Source organism: Micromonospora sp. TSRI0369, assembly GCF_001905625.1.
GTDB classification, from domain to species: domain Bacteria; phylum Actinomycetota; class Actinomycetes; order Mycobacteriales; family Micromonosporaceae; genus Micromonospora; species Micromonospora echinospora_A.
The window spans coordinates 349,931-366,026 of record NZ_LIVU01000004.1 but is presented as its reverse complement, the minus strand read 5'-3'; the positions used below and the strand labels follow the sequence as shown (position 1 = coordinate 366,026).

Annotated in this window: 12 protein-coding genes; 6 read left to right on the top strand and 6 right to left on the bottom strand. The window is 73.4% G+C overall.

All coding sequences use genetic code 11. The annotated features are described in order from the left end of the window. The first annotated feature begins 282 nt into the window (after positions 1-282). Together AMK25_RS14600 and AMK25_RS14595 are read left to right on the top strand one after the other, a co-directional pair. Positions 283-1,311, top strand: coding sequence for an ABC transporter substrate-binding protein (locus tag AMK25_RS14600; protein WP_073828922.1), 1,029 nt, complete (start codon positions 283-285; stop codon positions 1,309-1,311). Positions 1,312-1,413: 102 nt separating this feature from the next. After that, positions 1,414-2,247, top strand: coding sequence for an ABC transporter permease (locus AMK25_RS14595; protein ID WP_073828921.1), 834 nt, complete (start codon positions 1,414-1,416; stop codon positions 2,245-2,247). A gap of 162 nt (positions 2,248-2,409) precedes the next feature. On the opposite strand, the gene AMK25_RS14590 is transcribed toward AMK25_RS14595, so the two are convergent. Next, a complete protein-coding gene (locus AMK25_RS14590; protein WP_073828920.1) occupies positions 2,410-3,591 on the bottom strand; it encodes an ABC transporter substrate-binding protein in 1,182 nt (393 codons plus the stop codon). Between the two features lie 447 nt (positions 3,592-4,038). Here AMK25_RS14590 and AMK25_RS14585 point away from each other — a divergent pair, with 447 nt between their 5' ends. From AMK25_RS14585 to AMK25_RS14570, 4 genes are read left to right on the top strand one after another with little or no spacing between them, the layout of a single operon-like run. Next, complete coding sequence (locus tag AMK25_RS14585) at positions 4,039-7,083, top strand: sensor histidine kinase (protein WP_073828919.1); 3,045 nt, start codon at positions 4,039-4,041, stop codon at positions 7,081-7,083. After that, positions 7,080-7,487 carry a roadblock/LC7 domain-containing protein gene (locus AMK25_RS14580; protein ID WP_013288588.1) on the top strand — a complete coding sequence of 136 codons (408 nt, stop codon included), beginning with the start codon at positions 7,080-7,082 and terminating at the stop codon, positions 7,485-7,487. Before AMK25_RS14585 ends, AMK25_RS14580 begins: the two co-directional genes overlap by 4 nt. Before the next feature lie 59 nt (positions 7,488-7,546). Continuing rightward, the gene (locus AMK25_RS14575; RefSeq protein WP_030501578.1) at positions 7,547-7,909 is read left to right on the top strand and encodes a DUF742 domain-containing protein; all 363 of its coding nucleotides are present in this window, start codon (positions 7,547-7,549) and stop codon (positions 7,907-7,909) included. Then, positions 7,890-8,507 (top strand): GTP-binding protein, encoded by a 618-nt coding sequence (locus AMK25_RS14570; protein ID WP_073828918.1) that lies wholly within the window; start codon positions 7,890-7,892, stop codon positions 8,505-8,507. The genes AMK25_RS14575 and AMK25_RS14570 overlap by 20 nt, the downstream gene beginning before the upstream one ends. Before the next feature lie 11 nt (positions 8,508-8,518). On the opposite strand, the gene AMK25_RS14565 is transcribed toward AMK25_RS14570, so the two are convergent. From AMK25_RS14565 to AMK25_RS14545, 5 genes are read right to left on the bottom strand one after another with little or no spacing between them, the layout of a single operon-like run. Beyond that, complete coding sequence (locus tag AMK25_RS14565) at positions 8,519-9,607, bottom strand: uroporphyrinogen-III synthase (protein ID WP_073828917.1); 1,089 nt, start codon at positions 9,605-9,607, stop codon at positions 8,519-8,521. Beyond that, positions 9,607-9,954, bottom strand: coding sequence for a nitrite reductase small subunit NirD (gene nirD / locus AMK25_RS14560; RefSeq protein WP_073828916.1), 348 nt, complete (start codon positions 9,952-9,954; stop codon positions 9,607-9,609). Before nirD ends, AMK25_RS14565 begins: the two co-directional genes overlap by 1 nt. Further along, positions 9,951-12,470, bottom strand: coding sequence for a nitrite reductase large subunit NirB (gene nirB / locus AMK25_RS14555; protein WP_073828915.1), 2,520 nt, complete (start codon positions 12,468-12,470; stop codon positions 9,951-9,953). Before nirB ends, nirD begins: the two co-directional genes overlap by 4 nt. After that, positions 12,467-13,942: an FAD-dependent oxidoreductase gene (locus tag AMK25_RS14550; RefSeq protein ID WP_073828914.1), complete on the bottom strand. Its 1,476-nt coding sequence runs from the start codon at positions 13,940-13,942 to the stop codon at positions 12,467-12,469. The genes nirB and AMK25_RS14550 overlap by 4 nt, the downstream gene beginning before the upstream one ends. Beyond that, positions 13,939-16,047 carry a molybdopterin oxidoreductase family protein gene (locus AMK25_RS14545; protein ID WP_073828913.1) on the bottom strand — a complete coding sequence of 703 codons (2,109 nt, stop codon included), beginning with the start codon at positions 16,045-16,047 and terminating at the stop codon, positions 13,939-13,941. The genes AMK25_RS14550 and AMK25_RS14545 overlap by 4 nt, the downstream gene beginning before the upstream one ends. Between the last annotated feature and the right edge of the window lie 49 nt (positions 16,048-16,096).

Sequence of the window (16,096 nt, the reverse complement as noted above, 5' to 3'; positions counted from 1 at the left end):
CGCCGGCTCCCTTCCACGTCGTCCCTAATGCGAGCCGGGCTAGCGTAGCGGACGGTGCTTATAGCACTGTCCGGGGTGGACGTCAGTCCACTTTCCGTCACGCAACTTCGTTTCCGTTCCGCAACCGGGACGGAGGGGGCACGCCATCCGCCTTCTCGTACGCTGTTGCGCGCGAAGAGTCCCCTCACGACGGTCCAGTCGGCCCAACCCCTCCTGCCGACCCCGTCGGACACACGACCCGACCGGCGAGAAAGTCCTGGTCGGAAAGGACATGGTGCACTGATGAGAAGGCTGACCCGTACGGTCGCCGCCGCGGCTCTGGCTACCGCCCTCGCCCTCGTGGGCGGCTGCAGCAGCGACTCGGACAAGTCCGAGAGCGGCGGCGGAAACGGCGGTGCGCTGGAAAAGGTGACGTACCTCACCTCGTTCGGCAACTTCGGCCGTGACTCCTACGCCTGGGTGGCGAAGGACAAGGGCTTCTTCAAGGAGGCCGGCTTCGACGTCGACATCAAGCCCGGCCAGGGCACCGGCTCCGTCATCCAGACCATCACCGGCGGCCAGGCCCAGTTCGGCCCGATCGACCTGACCGGTGGCATCCTCCAGCTCGGCAACGGCCAGGCGAAGGACTTCGTGGCGGTGGCGGCGATCCAGCAGCGCACCATGGCCGCGATCGTCACGGTCGAGGGCAAGAACATCGCCACCCCGAAGGACCTCGAGGGCAAGAAGCTCGCCGACACCCCCAGCTCCGTCGTGCGTAACCTCTTCCCCACGTACGCGCGGCTCGCCGGCATCGACGGCAGCAAGGTGACCTGGGTCAACGGTGAGGCGCAGAGCCTGATGCCGATGCTCGGCTCCGGCTCGGTGGACGGCATCGGCCAGTTCGTCGTCGGTCAGCCGACGGTGGAGACGGTAACCAAGAAGAAGCCGGTCGTCCTGCCCTACAGCAACGTGATGCAGGACCTCTACGGCAACGCGCTGATCACCTCCACGAAGCTCGCCAAGGAGAAGCCGGAGATGGTGAAGAAGTTCACCGCCGCGCTGCTCAAGGGCCTGGAGTACTCGCTGGCCAACCCGGACGAGGCCGCCGAGATCCTGAAGAAGAACGTGCCGGCCGCCGTCCCGGCCGCGGCCTCCGCCGAGCTTCAGCTGATGGCCGCGTACGTCCGGTCGAGCAACTCCGGCACCGCTATCGGCACGCTGGACAGCGGCCGGGTGGCCAAGAGCATCGCGCTGCTGAAGGGCGCGGGCGCGCTCAAGCAGGACCTCACCCCGGACCAGATCATCGACTTCGACCTCGCGCCGAAGGCCTGACCGGTCCGCTCGGGCCAACGGGGGTGCGACTCGCCGGACACCCGGCGGGGCGCACCCCCTTCCCGTGCCGGTCGCACCGACCGGCGCAGACAGGAGGACACGTTGACACAGTTGACCGAGGCCCGGCCGGAGGCGCCGCAGCCGCGCCCGGCGGCCCGGCGGGGATTCGCCGAGCGTCCGGCCGCGGTCGGGCTGCCGGCGCTCGGCCTGGTGATCGCGGTGGCGGCCTGGTGGCTGGTCACCTCGGGGCTGAACCTGGTGCACCCGGCCGCGCTGCCGCCGCCGCAGGCGGTGGGGGAGTCCCTCGCGAACGCCACCGACGTGCTGCTGCCCGCGTTGGGCATCACCACCTGGATGACAGTGCTCGGCTTCCTGCTCTCGTCGGCCGCCGGGGTGCTGATCGGGATGGCGCTGGCCGCGTCCCGCCGGGTCGAGCGGATGTTCGCGCCGTTGCTGGTGGCCGTGAACGCGGTCCCGAAGATCGCGTTCGGGCCGCTGCTGGTGGTGGCCGTCGGCTGGGGTCAGAAACCCATTCTGACCATGGTGTTCCTGCTCTGCTTCTTCCCGATCGTGCTCTCCACCGCCACCGGCCTGACCACCACGCCGGCGGACCTGGCGGAGCTGAGCCGGTCGCTGAACGCCTCGTGGTGGCAGTCGTTCCGCAAGGTGCGCTTCCCGTCCGCGCTGCCGCAGATCTTCGTCGGGCTCAAGGTGGCCATGCCGCTGGCCGCGATCGGCGCGGTGATCGGTGAGTTCTATTCGGATCGTCCCGGCCTGGGCTACCAGATCCTGCAGTACAACGGCGTCGGCGACACCGCCACCGCCTGGGCCGCGATCGTGCTGGTGGCCCTGATGAGCATCGTGCTCTACGCCGCTCTGAGCCTCGTCGAGCGCCTGGCCCTGCCCTGGGTGAAGGCCACCACCTCAGCCCGCTGAGAGCACCGACAAGAGCACCCGACGTCGACCGAGCACCCAGAAGGAAACCTCAACCCACGGGTCGCGGCCGACCACGAAGGTGTCGCCCCCGGCGCAACCGGCGCAGGGATCAAGCCTGACCGCCCGGAGCCGGTTGTGCCGGGGGCGACACCCCCACAGCGACTAACCGGCGAGCCGCCAACGACCACCACGAGCCACCAGCGTCGTCAACGCCTGCGGCATCAACCCGGAGTGGTTGTCCGGCGTCATCCGGATCGGCCCGGACAGCCCGTCCAGCTGCGAGGTCTCCAGCACGTCGCGCAGCGCGTCCCGGTCGACCTTGCCCGGTTCGCCACCGGCGCGCTGCTCAGCGTCGACGATCAGCTGGACCGCGTCCGCGGCGAACGAGGAGAAGCCGTTGTAGCCGCCGAACCGGGCGGTGTAGTCCTGGAACCACTGCCGGCGTGCGGCCTTGGCCGGGGTGGTGGCGATCACGTCGTCGATCACCATGGTCTGGGTGAAGATCAGCGTGGCCTCTTCGGTGGAGCGGGCCGACGGGCCCAGGAAGAGGTCGCCGGCGGCCGCGGCGTCGAAGAACAGCGACCCGCCGAACTTGCTCTGCCGGGCCGTGGTGGCGGCCAGCGTCGCCTGCTCCGGCGTGGTCCAGAGGACCAGGGCCTGCGGCTTGGCGTCGATCAGATCGTTGACCTGCGTGCCGACCTCGGTGTCGGTGAGCCGCACCGATTCGTTGCCCACCAGTCGCACCGTGGTCTTTTCCAGTTCCCGCCGCAGCGCGGTGAGCCCTTCCTGGCCGTAACCGTCGGCGCTGTGCAGCAGCGCGACCTTGCGGATGTTGCGCCGCTCCAGTTCGGTGGCGAGCGCGGCGGCGCTGTCGGCGGCGTTCGGGGCGAGCTTGAAGACATATCGTCGTTGGTCCACCGGTTCGGTGACCGCGCTCGACGAGGCCAGTGCGATCGTCGGAATGCGCTTCTCACCGATGGTGCGGGCCGCGCCGACGGCGCATTCGTTGCAGCCGCCCATGATGACGGCGCTGACCCGTGAGTCGCCGCTGAAATCATTGATGTTCCGCAAGGATTCCGCCGCGTCGGAGCGGTTGTCCTTGATCCTCAGGTCGATCCTCCGGCCACCCAGCGCGCCGGACGAGTTCACCTGCTCGACCTTCAGTTCCAGCGCCCGCTGGTACACCTTGCCGACCGGCGCCGACGCGCCGGAGAGTTCCAGGTCGGCGGCGATGACGATGGGGCTGGTGTCCTGCGGTTCCCCGCCGATTCCGCAGCCGGTGAGCGTGGTGGCCAGCACGGCCGATGCGAGCGCCGCGAAGCTCGCGGAGCGGATGGGGCTCAACTCAGTCCTCCAGGTGCGGCGCGGGCCGACGCCCGATCACCGCCGCTAGTCCGTCCTCAGTGGAGGAACGGGATTGGTGTGCCGTACGGTGTGCGCGAAGCCTGCAAAACCTTGCCAATGCCGGGGCCTGTGGTCAAGCCGGGATCTCGAGTGCTGTTTCGGGACAGCCATCCCACATGCTGGGGACACGGAACATTAACTGACAATTACTGCACAGAAGCGCGTGACCACTCTGGAGTGACATCCCCTGATCAGGGGGTTGGAGAAAAGAAGGTATTAGGTGATCGGATCACGGGTTGCGCCGACCCCGACCGTTTCCTGCCTCCCTGCGGCTTCCCAAACACGATCTCGTCTGATGAAATCGCGGCCGTGCCGCGCGCGGCGCTCGCCGCTGCACCAGGCACGGGTCAGCGGGTCGCGCGTGGAAGAAACGACGGAGGCGATGTCGTGAGCACCGGACCTACGACCCTGCCCGGGAGCCCCAACGCCGATCAGCGGAACCGGCGACGGCGCCTGCCGAGGCTGCGCGACGCGCGGATCCGCTCGAAACTCGCCCTCATCCTGGTCGTTCCGGTAGCGGCTGTCATCGCACTGGCAACTATCCGACTCGTCTCGGTGGGCCAGGGCGCGTTCGAGGCGGACCGGGTCCGGTCGCTGACGGCGGTGTCGGTCGACATCTCGGCGCTCACCCAGGACCTCCACAAGGAGCGGATGGCGGCGGCGGTCTTCCTGGCCCAGCCGGACCAGAAGCCGGACGCGTACAACCTGCGGGTGCGCCAGACCGACGAGCGCATCGCGGCGTACCAGGAGGAGCGGCGCCGGCTCGGTGACGTGCCGGGCGCGGTCAGCAACCAACTCAAGGTCATCGACGCCCACCTGTCCACGTTGAACGGCGTGCGCCAGGAGGTGCTCGACCGGTCGCAGATGCCGGTGGCCGAGGCCAGCCTGCGCTACGGCATCGTCCTGGACGACCTGGTCGCGTACAGCGACGCCCTGGCCCAGCAGCCGGGCGCGGAGAGCCTGGCCGACGCCCGCCGCGCGGTGGCCGCGTTCGCCCACGCCAAGGCCGCGGTGGCCGAGGAACAGGCGGTCGCCTTCACCGCGCTCGGCGCCGGCCGGATCGACGAGGAGCAGTTCTCCTCCTTCGTGGCCACCCTGACCAGTCAGCAGGAGGCGCTGCTCACCTTCTCCCGGTCCGCGACGCCGGCCCAGCGGGCCCTGGTGGACCGCACCGTCTCCGGTGACGCCGTCCAGCTCGCCGACCGGGTCGCCGCCGACCTGTCCCGCTCGGTCGGGCGCCCCGCGCTCGTCACCCGGCAGGAGGCCGCCGACGCCATCGGCGCGGTCGACGAGCTGATGCGGTGGGCGGAGATCCAACTCCTGGACGACCTGCTCGCCGACGCCGACGAGGTACGCGCCGACGTGATCCGGCAGGCGGTCGTGGAGGGCCTGCTGGTGCTGATCACGCTGGCCATCGCCGTGACGCTCGCCGTGGTGCTCGCCCGGTCGCTGAACGACTCGCTGCGCCGGCTGCGTGAGGGCGCGCTCGCGGTGGCGAACCACGACCTGCCGGACGCGGTGAGCCGGCTGCAGAACATCAACGCCATCGGCGACGGCGGCGTGGACGAGATCGTCCAGCAGGTCCGGGACCCGATCAAGCTGACCAACCGCGACGAGGTCGGCCAGGTGGCCGTCGCCTTCAACGTGGTCCACCGGGAGGCGGTACGGGTGGCGGCCGAGCAGGCCGCGCTGCGGACGAGCGTCTCGGCGATGTTCCTCAACCTGGCCCGCCGCTCGCAGAGCCTCGTCGACCGCATGATCGGCGAGCTGGACGCGATCGAGCGGTCCGAGGAGGACCCGAAGCGTCTGGCGCAGCTGTTCGAGCTGGACCACCTGGCCACCCGGATGCGCCGCAACGACGAGAACCTGCTGGTGCTCGCCGGCGCCGACTCGGCGGTGCCGCGTCGCGACGACGCGCTCCTGGTCGACGTGCTGCGTGCCGCGCAGTCCGAGGTGGAGCTCTACAACCGCGTCGAGTTCGGCACCGTCGACACCGACATCTCGGTGGCCGCCCACGCCGTCAACGACGTCGTACGGCTGGTCGCGGAACTGCTCGACAACGCCACCCGCTTCTCGCCGCCGAACACCTCGGTGGTGGCCGACGGCCGGCGGATCCGCGACTACGTGCTGATCCAGATCGAGGACCGGGGCCTCGGCCTCAGCGACGAGCAGCTCGACTCGCTCAACCGGCGCCTGGCCGCGCCGCCGACAGTCGACGTGGCCGCGTTCCGGCTGATGGGTCTGGCCGTGGTGAGCCGGCTCGCTTCCCGGTACGGCATCCGGGTCGAGCTGCGCCGCAACGTCGAGGGCGGCACTGTCGCCCAGGTCACGCTGCCGAACTCGACTGTGGTGCTGCCGGCCAACCGGGGTCAGGCCCCGCTGACCCGGCCGCGCCAGCCGCTGGCCGTCGAGCAGTCGCCGCTGAGCCAGGTCGGCGCCGCCGACGCGCTTGCCGGCGCCGGCCGGGGCGCCGCCACCGCGACGCTCGCCGACGGATGGCGCGGGGCCACCACCGCCCCGCCCGCCAGGTGGCAGACGCCCGCCGAGGTGCGTGACACCACTCCCGCCGTGCAGCTCGGCGGGGCGCCCGGCACGCTGCCGGCGGCCCCGGCCCCGGCCACGCAGGCCCCGGTCTCCGGGGCGGGCTGGTCGGCCGGCGGGCCGACGGTGGCGTACCCCGCGCTCGACCCGCTGCCCAAGCGGTCGCCCAGCACCGAGGCGGCGCAGCCGGTGGCGCCTCCGGCCTACCAGCCGCTCGCCGCGGCGCCGGCGGTGGAGACCACCCCGGCAACGCCCGTGGTGGCTCGTCCCGAGCAGCGGGCCGAGGCCCCGATATTCCGGGAGATGGAGGCGGTCTGGTTCCGCTCGCACGGAGAGGACGAGACCACCATCTTCACCCGGCCCACCTTCGACGAGCCGCCCGCGCCGGCCCAGCCGGCCGTGCCGCCGCCCGCGGCGTCGGCGCGTCCGCCGCTGCCCACCCGTACCCCGGGCGCGCAGGCGTCGGGGCTGAGCACGCCGGCCGCGTACAACGCACCGGCCGTGCCGTCCGCGCCACCCGCGGCGGCCGCCCCGTCGTCCCCGGTGGCCGCGCCGCCGCCACCGGCCGTCCCGGCGCCACCACCCGCCGCCGAGCCCGCACCCGGGATCGACCCGAGCGCCTGGCGTACCGCGGCCGACGAGGGCTGGACGCGGGCCAGCCGGGCCGCGGAGCCCACCACCGGCGGCACCACCCGTTCGGGCCTGCCCAAGCGGGTGCCGCAGGCCCAGCTCGTGCCCGGCGGGATCGAGCCGAAGAGCGGCCGGGACCGCAGCCGGCGCACGCCGGACGAGGTACGGGGGCTGCTCTCCGCCTACCACCGTGGCGTCCAGCGGGGCCGTACGGCCGGCGCCGACCCGAACAGCACCTCGACCAAGGAGACGAACCGATGAACAGGCCGGCGGCCATGCAGGACATGGGTTGGCTTCTCACCAACTTCGCCGACAGCGTGGCGGGCATCGCCCACGTGGTGGCGGTCTCCGCGGACGGGCTGCTGCTCGCCTCCTCCCGGGACCTGCCCGGGGACCGGGCCGACCAGCTCGCCGCGATCACCTCCGGCGTGGTGAGCCTGACCGAGGGCGCGGCGCGCATGTTCAGCGCCGGCGGGGTGCTGCAGACCGTGATCGAGATGGACAGCGGCTACCTGTTCCTGATGTCCATCAGCGACGGCTCCTCGATGGCCGTGCTCGCGGCGCGCAGCTGCGACGTGGGCCAGGTCGGCTACGAGATGGCGTTGCTCGTGGAACGGGTCGGCCAGGCGCTGGTCCCGCTGCCGAGGGACGCCGTCCGGTCCTGACCGGGCCGCCGACATGAGCCGGAGCCGCTGCGCTCCGTACGAGGGGAGGTGATCGCGAGATGGAACCGCGACGTGATCCGCGCGGCGCGCTGGTGCGACCGTACGCGGTCACCCGGGGCCGCACCGAGCCGTTGCAGAACATCGCGCTCGAGGCGGTGCTGTCGAGCACGCCCACGCAGTCTGCCGAGGCGCGGTTCGCCGGGCACGACAAGTACCGCATCTCCTCGGTCTGTGAAGGCCGGGCACAGTCGCTGGCGGAAATCGCCGCTTACACCCGGATGCCGCTGGGCGTCACCCGGGTGCTGGTCGCCGACATGGTGGCCGAGGGCCTGCTGACGCTACACACTGCCGCTCCCGCGACGGGTTTCGCGGCGCGGATGAACCTGCTTGGAAGGGTGCTAAGTGGACTTCGCGAACTATGACCCCGACGGGGTGAACCGCGGCCGGGAGATCATCTCCGCGAAGATCGTGATCGCGGGCGGCTTCGGCGTGGGCAAGACCACCCTGGTCGGTGCGATCTCCGAGATCCAGCCGCTGACCACCGAGGCGCTGATGACCGCGGCGGGCGTGGGCATCGACGACGCGTCGAAGGTGCCGGGCAAGGAGACCACCACGGTCGCCATGGACTTCGGCCGTATCACAATGGCCGAGGACCTGATCCTCTATCTGTTCGGCACGCCCGGCCAGACCCGCTTCTGGTTCATGTGGGACGAGATCATCCGGGGCGCGGTGGGCGCGGCGGTGCTGGTGGACACCCGCCGGATCACCGACGCGTTCGCGCCGCTGGACTACTTCGAGAACCGCAAGCTGCCGTACGTCGTGGCGTTGAACCGCTTCGAAGACGCGCCGCACTACGAGCTGGAGGAGGTCCGGGAGGCGCTCGCCATCTCCCCGGACGTGCCGATGGTCCTGTGCGACGCGCGCCATCGGGACTCGGTCAAGCAGGTGCTGGTGACTGTGGTCGAGCACGCGATGCTCCGCCTCCAGGCCGAGCACGGCTACCCGGCCTCGGTGGGCTGACCGCCTGCGGGTCAGTCGACCCGCAGGCGGTAGCCCCGCTTGACCACTGTCTGCACCACCCGGGGTGCCTTCAGGCCGACCCGCAGGCGGGCGACAGCCATCTCCACGGCGTGCTCGTCCGCGCCGCGCGGCAGCGTACGCAGCAGCGCGGTGCGGGAGAGCACCTTGCCGGGTGACGCGGCGAGCGCGCGCAGCACGGCCATCGGGGCCGGCGCGAGCTGGCGCAGTTCCCCGTCCACCACCGCGGCGTGGCCGCGCAGCGTCAGCACGTGCCCGGCCGCCTTCACCGAGACCGTGCGCCGGGGCAGCTCCTCGACGATGGTGCGGACCAGCGCGCCCAGCCGGGCCCGGCTGGGCGCGCTCACCGGCACTCCGCGCCGGACCAGCGGCTCGGCGGTGACGGTGCCCACGCACCCGGCCAGCACGTCGCCGCGCAGCGCCTCCAGCACGGTCTCGGTACGGTCCCCGGCCGCTCGCAGCAGGGCCTCGGCCGCCGGGGCCGAGGTGAACGTGACCGCGTCGACGAGCCGCCCGGCGACCAGGTCGATGAGCCGGTGCAGCGGCGCCGGGTCGGCCGGCGGCGCCCACCGGTAGACCGGCACCTCGATAACCGTGGCCCCGGCCGCCACCAGCGCGTCGGTGCACTCGGGTTGCCGCTCGCCGTGCAGTTGCATCGCCACCACCTGGCCGGCCACGCCGCGCGAGACCAGATGATCCACCACCTCGTCGCAGCTCTCCGACCCCGGCGACCAGTGCTCGCGCAGCCCGGCGGCGCGGATCGCCCCGGTCGCCTTGGGGCCCCGGGACACCACGTACGCGCGGGCGAGCGTGGCGCGCAGCGGCTCGGCCAGCCCCCAGCCCTCGGCCGCCTCCAGCCAGCCCCGCATGCCGATGCCGGTGTTTGCCATCAGCACGTCCGGCGGATGTTCCAGGCAGGCCCGGGTGGCCTCACGCAGGTCGGTGTCGTCGGCGAGCGGGACGATCCGCAGCGCCGGGGCGAGCACCACCCGCGCGCCGCGCCGCTGGAGCAGGGCGGCCAGTTCGTCGCGCCGCCGGTCCGCGGTGACCCCGATGGTGAAACCGGCCAGCTCGTCCCGCATCACTGCTCCTGCCGTAACCGCACCTCGACCTGGCCGTCCCGGTAGCGCACCCGGTGCCGCGTCAGCGTCACGCCGGGCAGGTCCAGGCACCGCCCGGTGGTGAGGTCGTAGACCTGCTTGTGCAGCGGCGAGGAGAGCGTCGGCACGCCGCCCCGGCTGCCCACGAGGCCGCGGGACATGACGTACGCGCCGCCGACCGGGTCGAGGTTGTCCACCGCGTACAGCCCGCTCGCGGTGCGGAAGACAGCTACCTGGACGCCGTCGACGAGCGCGGCCACGCCCCTGTCGAGGTCGAGCCGGTCCAGCGGGCAGACCGGCGTCCAGTCCAGCGTGACGACAGGGCTCATCGGCGTACCTCCGGCAGTCCGAGCGCGACGGGTTGACGGCGGTGCCCGGCGTCGCGGGCCGGCACCGGCTGGCCCCGCTCCCGGGTGAACGTGATGGACGGGTCGGGCACGCCGGGCGCGTTGACGAACGAGGCGAAGCGGCGCAGCCGCTCCGGGTCGTCCAGCACGTCACGCCACTCGTCGGAGTAGCTCGTGACGTGCCGGGCCATGGCCGCGTCGAGGTCGGCGCAGAGGCCGAGCGAGTCGTCCACGAGCACCGCCCGGAGATGGTCCAGGCCGCCGTCCATCGCCTCGATCCAGGCGGCGGTGCGCTGCAACCGGTCGGCGGTGCGGATGTAGTACATGAGGAACCTGTCGATCAGCGTGACCAGCTCGGCGGTGCTCAGGTCGGTGGCGAACAGGTCGGCGTGCCGGGGCCGGAAGCCGCCGTTGCCGCCGACGTACAGGTTCCAGCCGCCCTCGGTGGCGATGACGCCGAAGTCCTTGCTCCGGGCCTCGGCGCACTCCCGGGCGCAGCCGGACACCGCCGACTTGAGCTTGTGCGGCGCGCGCAGCCCTCGGTAGCGCAGCTCCAGCGCGATCGCCAGCCCGACCGAGTCCTGCACGCCGTAGCGGCACCAGGTGTCGCCGACGCAGGACTTCACGGTGCGCAGCGCCTTGCCGTAGGCGTGGCCCGACTCGAAGCCCGCGTCGACGAGCCGGCGCCAGATCTGCGGCAACTGGTCGACCCGCGCGCCGAACAGGTCGATCCGCTGCCCGCCGGTGATCTTCGTGTAGAGCTGGAAGTCGCGGGCCACCTCGCCGATCGCGATCAGCTTCTCGGGGGTGATCTCCCCGCCGGGAATCCGGGGCACCACCGAGTAGCTGCCGTCGCGTTGCAGGTTGGCCAGGAAGTGGTCGTTCGTGTCCTGCAGCGACGCCTGTTCGCCGTCGAGCACGTGCCCGGCGCCGAGCGAGGCCAGGATGGAGGCCACCACCGGCTTGCAGATGTCGCAGCCGCTCCCGCGCCCGTGCTCGGCGACGAGCCGGGAGAACGTGCCGATGCCCCGCACCCGGATCAGGTCGAACAGCTCCTGCCGGCTGATGTCGAAGTGCTCGCACAACGCGGTGGACTGGCGTACCCCGGCGGCGTCCAGCAACTGCTTGAGCATCGGCAGGCAGGAGCCGCAACTCGTACCGGCCCGGGTGCACGCCTTCAACGCCGGCACGTCGGTCGCCCCGCCGGCGATCGCCGCGTCCAGGTCGGCCCGGGTCACCGCGTTGCAGGAGCAGACCTGCGCGGCGGCCGGCAACGCGCCCGCGCCGGCACCCGGGCCGCCGGCCGGCGCCAGCAACGCCAGCGGGGGAGCGGGCAGCGGCCCGCCGACACTGGCCCGCAACGTCGGGTACGCGCTCGCGTCCCCGACCAGCACGCCGCCCAGCAGCGTCCGCGCGTCGTCGGAGAGGACCAGCTTCGCGTACGACCGGGTGGCCGGGTCGGTGAACGTCACGTCCAGGCAGCCTGGGGTGACGCCGTGCGCGTCGCCGAACGAGGCCACGTCCACGCCGAGCAGCTTCAGCTTCGTCGCGGTGTCCGCGCCGGGGAACGTGGCCGCGCCGCCGAGCAGCCGGTCCGCGACCACCTCGGCGGTGGCGTACCCGGGCGCGACCAGCCCGTGGCAGACCCCGTCCACCGCGGCGCACTCGCCGACCGCCCAGATCCGCTCGTCGGCGGTACGGCAGGAGGCGTCCACCAGCACGCCGCCGCGCGGGCCGAGCGGCAGCCCGGCAGCCCGGGCCAGCTCGTCGCGCGGCCGGATCCCGGCGGCCACCACCACCAGCTCCGCGTCGACAGTGCGGCCGTCGGCCAGGTCGAGCGCGGCGACAGTGCCGTCCGGCCCGGGGCGCAGCGCCGTGGTGGCCACCCCGAGGTACGGCGTGACGCCCAGCTCCTCGACGTAGCGGCGGAGCATCGCGCCGCCCGCCTCGTCCACCTGCACCGGCATCAGCCGGGGCGCGAACTCGACCACGCTGGTGTCGAGCCCGAGCAGCCGCAGCGCGTTCGCCGCCTCCAGCCCGAGCAACCCGCCGCCGATCACCGCGCCGGTGCGCCGCCCCCGGGCGTGCTCCCGGATCGCGGCCAGGTCGTCCAGCGTCCGGTAGACGAAGACGCCCGGCAGGTCAGTGCCGTCGACCGGTGGCACGAACGCGTACGAGCCGGTGGCCAGCACCAGCGCGTCGTACGGGTACTCCCCGGCCGCCGTGGTCACCACCCGGCGCACCCGGTCGACCCCGGTGGACGGCTCGCCCAGCCGCAGGTCCACTCCGTCGTCGGGGGTGTGCACCGTCAGCTCGTCGGCGTCCACCCCGTCGAAGACGGCTGACAGGCGCACCCGGTCGTACGCCGGACGCCGCTCCTCGGCCAGCACCGTGACCCGCCACCGCCCACCGGTGTCCCGGGCCCGCAGCGCCTCGACGAAGCGCTGCCCCACCATGCCGTTCCCGACCACGACCAGCCTGCTGCTTCGCTCGCTCATGACGCCACCTCCACCGTCTCGCGTACCTCGTCGGTTGCCTGCGGGTCGGCCTCGGCGAGCCAGGCGGCGATGCCGGCCACCGCGTCCCGGCAACTGCCGCAGCCGGTGGCGGCCCGGGTCGACGCGGACAGCGCCGCCGCCGTCCGGGCGCCCGCCCGCCAGCACGCCACCAGCGCGCCCTTGGTCACGTCGTTGCAGCGGCACACGGTCGCGGCGTCCGGCATCAGCGCCGGGGACGCGGCCGGCCCGGACGGCGTCTCGCCGAACGCCCGGCCGAGCAGCAGCGAACGCCGGTCCGCCGGCACCGGCGCACCCCTGTCGAACAGCTGGACCACCGTGCCGACCGCCGGGTTGTCGCCGAGCAGGATCGCGCCGGTCAGCCGCTCGTCCCGGATGCGCAGCCGGGCGTAGGTGCCCCGGGCCGGGTCGGCGAAGGTCAGCTCCTCGACCGGGCCGCCCGGGTCGCCGGTCCCGGCCACGTCACCCATCGCGGCCAGGTCGATGCCGGCCGCCTTGAGCCGGGTCACCGCCGGCCGAGGGCGGTAACGGGCCAGCGGATCCGCTCCGGTCAGCACGTCGGCCACCACCCGGGCCTGCGCCCAGGCCGGCGCGACCAGCCCGGTCAGCGTCCCGTCGTGCTGCGCGCAGTCGCCGATGGCGGAGATCCGCCGGTCGCTCGTCCGCATCCGGTCGTCCACCACCACGCCCCGCTCGACGGCGAGCCCGGCGGAGGCGGCGAGCGCGGTGTCGGGGCGTACCCCGCAGCAGAGCACCAGCAGGTCGGCGTCGAGCGGTTCGGCGTCGTCGCCCAGGTGCAGGCGGACGCCATCGGCGTCGGCGGTCACGGCGGTGGCCGCCGCGCCGAGCCGGGACCGGACGCCCAGGCCGGCGAGCGTGCCGGCGAGGACCGCGCCGGCCGGCGGGTCGAGCTGACGTTCCATCAGGTGCCCGACCGGGTGGACCACAGTCACGTCGAGACCCCGCGCGGCGAGCCCTCGGGCCGCCTCCAGGCCCAGCAGCCCGCCGCCGAGCACTGTCACGCGTCGCGCGCCCTCGGCGGCGGCGAGGATCCGCCGGCAGTCGCCGAGCGTGCGGAACGGGACGACCCGCTCGGGCAGCGGCGCGAGGCCCGGCAGCGGCGGCACGACGGCCACGCTGCCGGTGGCGAGCACCAGGTGGTCGTACCCGTGCCGCTCGCCGTCGGCGGTGACCACCTCCCGGGCGGCCCGGTCCACGGCGGTGACCGCCGCGCCGGTGTGCACCTCGACGCCCGGCCCGACCGCTTCGACCAGTTCCACGTCCGGCTCGCCGATGCGCCCGGCGAGCAGCGTGGAGAGCATGATCCGGTTGTACGCGCGGTGCGGCTCCGCCCCGAGCACGGTGATCCGCCGGTCCCCGCCGCGTGCGTGCAGCTCGGCGGCGAGCCGGGCGCCGGCCATGCCGTAGCCGACGACGACTATGCGTTCGTTCATGCCGGCTCCACCCGGACCGCGCAGATCTTGAACTCGGGCATCCCGGAGACCGGGTCGAGGGCGTCGTTGGTGACCGAGTTGGCGCGTTGCGCGCCCGGCCAGTGGAACGGCGCGAAGACTGTGTCCGGCCGGATCGCCGTGCTGAGCCGGGCCGGCGCCCGCAGCTCACCCCGGCGGGAGACCACACGTACCGGCGCTCCCTCGGTCACGCCGATCCGGGCCGCCAGGTCCGGGTGCAGCTCGACGAACCCGCCCGGTGCGGCCCGGCGCAACGCGGCCACCCGCCGGGTCTGCGCGCCGGACTGGTACTGCGCGAGCACCCGGCCGGTGGTGAAGTGCAGCGGGTAGTCGGCGCACACCGGCTCGGCGGCCGGCCGGTGGGTCACGGCGTGGAACCGGGCCCGGCCGTCCGGGGTGGGGAAGCGGTCGGCGAACAGCCGGGGGGTGTCCGGGCCGTCCCGGTCCGGGCAGGGCCAGAAGACGCCGGTGTCGGCGTCGATCCGGTCCCAGGTGATCCCGGCGTAGTCGGCCGGCCCGCCGGCCGAGGCCCGGCCCAGCTCCGCGAACACCTCACGCGGGTCGGTCGGCAGTGGCGCGCCGTCGGTCAGCCGCCCGGCGAGCGCGGCGAGGATCTCCAGCTCGGTACGGACCCCGGCCGGTGGCTCACGCAGCGCCCGGCGGCGCAGCACGCGGCCCTCCAGGTTGGTCATCGTGCCGTCCTCCTCGGCCCACTGGGCGACCGGCAGCACCACGTCGGCCAGCTCGGCCGTCTCGGAGCGGACGAAGTCCGCGACCACGAGCAGGTCCAGGGCGCGCAGCCGGGACTCGACCCGCGCCGCGCGGGGCGCGGACACGACCGGGTTGGAGCCGAACACCAGCAGCGCCCGCGCGCCCGACGGCGTGCCCAGCGCGTCCAGGAGCTGGTACGCCGGCACCCCCGGTCCGGGCAGCGCGTCCGGGTCGACGCCCCACACTCCGGCCACGTGCTCGCGGGCCGCCGGGTCGTCGATACGCCGGTAGCCGGGCAGCTGGTCGGCCTTCTGCCCGTGTTCCCGGCCGCCCTGCCCGTTGCCCTGCCCGGTCAGGCAGCCGTAGCCGGAGCCGGGGCGACCGGGCAGGCCCAGGGCGAGCGCCAGGTTGATGAAGGCGGTGACCGTGTCCACGCCCTTGGCGTGCTGCTCGGCGCCCCGCGCGGTGAGAATGACCGCCCGGTCCACAGTGGCCAGCGCGCGGGCGGTCGCGTACAGGTCGGCCACCGGCACGCCGGAGAGCCGTTCCACCTCCGCCGGCCAGTAGCCGGCGACCGTCCGCCGGACCTCGTCGAAGCCGGTGGTCCGCTCCGCGACGTACGCCCGGTCCAGCCAGCCCTCGGTGAGCGCGATGTGCAGCAGCGCGTTCGCCACCGCGAGGTCGGTGCCGGGCAGCGGTTGCAGGTGCAGGTCGGCCTGGCGCGCGGTGGCTGTGGCCCGGGGGTCCACGACGATCAGCCGGCCACCGCGTTCTCGCAGGTCGGTGACGTGCCGCATCAGCGGCGGCATGGTCTCGGCCGGGTTCGCGCCGACCAGCAGCAGCGTGTCCGCGCGGCCGAGGTCGGCCAGCGGGAAGGGCAGCCCCCTGTCGATCCCGAACGCCCGGTTGCCGGCCGCGGCGGCCGAGGACATGCACCAGCGCCCGTTGTAGTCGATGTGCCGGGTCCGCAGCGTCACCCGGGCGAAGCGACCCAGCGCGTACGCCTTCTCGTTCGTCAGCCCGCCGCCGCCGAAGACGGCCACCGCGTCCCGCCCGTGGCGGTGCTGCACGTCCAGCACGCCGGCGGCGACGCGGTCGAGCGCCTCGTCCCAGGTCGCCGGGCGCAGCTCGCCGCCGGGCCGGTCGCGCAGCAGTGGGGTGGTGAGCCGGTCCGGGTGGTCGAGCAGGTCGGCGGCGGTCCACCCCTTCTGGCACAGCCCGCCCCGGTTGGTGGGGAAATCCCGGGCGCCGACCTCGACGCCGTCGCCGGTGGCGCTCAGCACCATGCCGCACTGCAGGGCGCAGTACGGGCAGTGCGTGGCGACCTGTTCGGGGCGTGAACCCCTTCGCGTCGCCGTGCGTGCACCGTCTGTCATGTCGGAAAAGCGTGCCGTCGGGCAGTTTCCGGTCCGGGTCTGCTCTGTT

Coding starts and splice junctions, on each gene's coding strand:
- AMK25_RS14600 (WP_073828922.1), top strand. CDS start 283: ATGAGAAGGCTGACCCGTACGGTCGCCGCCGCGGCTCTGGCTACCGCC.
- AMK25_RS14580 (WP_013288588.1), top strand. CDS start 7,080: ATGAACAGGCCGGCGGCCATGCAGGACATGGGTTGGCTTCTCACCAAC.
- AMK25_RS14575 (WP_030501578.1), top strand. CDS start 7,547: ATGGAACCGCGACGTGATCCGCGCGGCGCGCTGGTGCGACCGTACGCG.
- AMK25_RS14565 (WP_073828917.1), bottom strand. CDS start 9,607: ATGCGGGACGAGCTGGCCGGTTTCACCATCGGGGTCACCGCGGACCGG.
- nirD (WP_073828916.1), bottom strand. CDS start 9,954: ATGAGCCCTGTCGTCACGCTGGACTGGACGCCGGTCTGCCCGCTGGAC.
- nirB (WP_073828915.1), bottom strand. CDS start 12,470: ATGAGCGAGCGAAGCAGCAGGCTGGTCGTGGTCGGGAACGGCATGGTG.
- AMK25_RS14550 (WP_073828914.1), bottom strand. CDS start 13,942: ATGAACGAACGCATAGTCGTCGTCGGCTACGGCATGGCCGGCGCCCGG.
- AMK25_RS14545 (WP_073828913.1), bottom strand. CDS start 16,047: ATGACAGACGGTGCACGCACGGCGACGCGAAGGGGTTCACGCCCCGAA.